The organism is Streptomyces glaucus (assembly GCF_039533365.1).
GTDB classification, from domain to species: Bacteria; Actinomycetota; Actinomycetes; order Streptomycetales; family Streptomycetaceae; genus Streptomyces; species Streptomyces glaucus.
On sequence record NZ_BAAATK010000119.1, the window covers coordinates 1 to 2,408 of the forward strand.

A 2,408-nucleotide genomic window follows, 5' to 3' on the forward strand; every position below is an offset into this window, starting at 1 on the left:
GGCCACCCGGCTGCGGGTGAGCCATGCCTTCCACTCGCCGCTGATGGAGCCGGTGCTCGCCGAGTTCACCGAGCAGGCCCGGCGGGTGGTGTATCGGCGGCCGGTGGTGGCGGCGGTGAGCACCATGACCGGTGCTCCGCTGGCCGGGGAGGAGTGGACGAGTCCGGAGTACTGGGCGGAGCAGATCGTGCGGCCGGTCCGTTTCCACGACGCGTTGACGGCCGCGGGTGCTGCCCGGTGGCTGGAGGTGGGTCCGGATCCGGTGTTGACCGGGCTCGCGGACGGTCCCGCGGCCGCGGTTTTGCGCGAGGGCCGTTCCGAGCCGTACACGCTGCTGACCGCGCTCGCCGAACTGTACGTCCGCGGCACCGCCGTCGACTGGGCCGCCCTGTTCGACGGCACCGGCGCCCACCGTGTCGACCTGCCCACCTACCCCTTCCAGCACCACCGCTACTGGCTCGCCGACCACGCTCGCCCGGTGGCGCGCACCGGCGACGAGTCCGCCGACGGTGGCTTCTGGGAACTGGTCGACCGGGGTGACGCGGCTTCGCTGGCGGGGGAGCTGGGGGTGGAGAACGGGGCTCCGCTGGACGCCGTGCTGCCCGTGCTCTCGGACTGGCGGCGCAGGCGGCGTGAGGAGTCCGTGCTGGCGGGCTGGCGGTACCGGGTCGGCTGGCGTCCCGTCCGCGTCCCCGGCACCGGCTCGCTCTCCGGCTCGTGGCTGCTCGCCGCCGGCGACGGCACCGACGACGCCGAGACCGCCCGGGCCGCCGAGGCGCTCAGGGCGGCGGGTGCCGAGGTGACGATCGTCACCGGACCGTCGGACGGCGGGGCCGCCCGGCCGGCCGGAGTGCTGTCCCTCCTGACCGACCCGGCGGACGTACTGAGGCTCCTCCAGGCCTGGCCGGAGACACGGGTGTGGTGTGTCACGCGGGGGGTCGTGGCGGTCTCCGCCGACGAGGCTCCCGCACACCCGGAACAGGCCGCCGTATGGGGTCTCGGCCGGGCCGTCGCGCTGGAGCAGCCGGACCGCTGGGGCGGTCTGATCGACCTGCCCGCCGTACCGGAGCCCCGGTCGTGGCAGCGGCTCGCGGCCGTCCTCGCCGCGGACGGCGCCGACGAGGACCAGCTCGCGATCCGGCCGACGGGCGTCCACGCGGCCCGGCTGGTGCGCGACGGCGACGGGCGGAGCCAGCGCTCCTGGAGCCCGGCGGGCACCGTACTCGTCACCGGAGCCACCGGCGCCCTGGGCGGGCACATCGCCCGCTGGCTGGCCGCGCGCGGCGCCGAACGTCTCGTACTGCTCTCCCGGCGCGGCGCCGACGCGCCGGGAGCCTCCGGACTCGCCGCCGAACTGGCCGCGTCGGGCGCGGAGGTCAGCTTCGTCGCGTGCGACGTGACCGACCGGGAAGCCCTGGCCTCCGTGGTGGCGGCGTACGCGCCGACGGCCGTCGTCCACGCCGCCGGTGTCCTGGACGACGGGCTCGCCGCCGACCTCACCCCCGAGCGGCTGGCCCGCGTCCTCGCGGTCAAGGCCGACGCGGCCCAGCACCTGCACGAGCTGACGGCCGACCAGCCCCTTGACGCTTTCGTGCTGTTCTCGTCCGTCACCGGTGTGCTCGGCAACGCCGGGCAGGCCGCGTACGCGGCGGCCAACGCGCGGCTCGACGCGCTCGCCCAGCACCGGCGCGGACTCGGCCTGCCGGCGACCTCCGTCGCCTGGGGCCCCTGGGACGGCGCGGGCATGGCCGCCGACGAAACCGTGGCGGAGCACTTCCGCCGCCAGGGCGTCCGCCCGCTGGACCCGGCGCGAGCCGTGGCCGCGCTGCAGCGCGCCCTCGACGAGGACGTCACCTGCACCACCGTCGCCGACGTCGACTGGGCTCGCTTCGCCGCCGCGTCCGCCTACACCCGCCGTCCGCTGCTCCGCGGCCTCCCCGAGGCCACCCCGGCCGTCCGGACCGTCGCCGAGCCCGTCGCGGCGGGCGGCGGCGCGCTCGCCGCCCGGCTGCACGGCCGGCCCGCCGCGGAACAGGACCGGCTGCTGCTGGATCTCGTCCTCGACCAGGTCGCGGCCGTGCTCGGGCACGCCACCGCCACCGCCGTCGACCCGGCCCGCGCCTTCAAGGACCTCGGCTTCGACTCCCTGACCGGCGTCGCGCTGCGCCACCGGCTCGCCGCGGCCACCGGGCTGCGCCTGTCCGCCACCCTCGTCTTCGACCACCCCACGCCGACCGCGCTCGCCGCCCATCTCCGTGGCGAGCTTCTCGGCTCGACCGCCGACGAACCGGAACGGGACGGTGCCGCGTTCACCCCCGTAGGCGCCGGCGAGGACCCGGTGGTGATCGTGGGGATGGGCTGCCGGTTCCCGGGCGGGGTGGACTCGCCCGAGGAGCTGTGGGAGCTGC

1 protein-coding gene is annotated in these 2,408 nt (G+C 76.8%); it reads left to right on the plus strand.

What is annotated here, in order from left to right:
- Positions 1-124: 124 nt before the first annotated feature.
- On the plus strand, positions 125-2,408 hold a 2,284-nt coding region (locus ABD363_RS32300; protein ID WP_344610018.1), incomplete at its 3' end, for an SDR family NAD(P)-dependent oxidoreductase.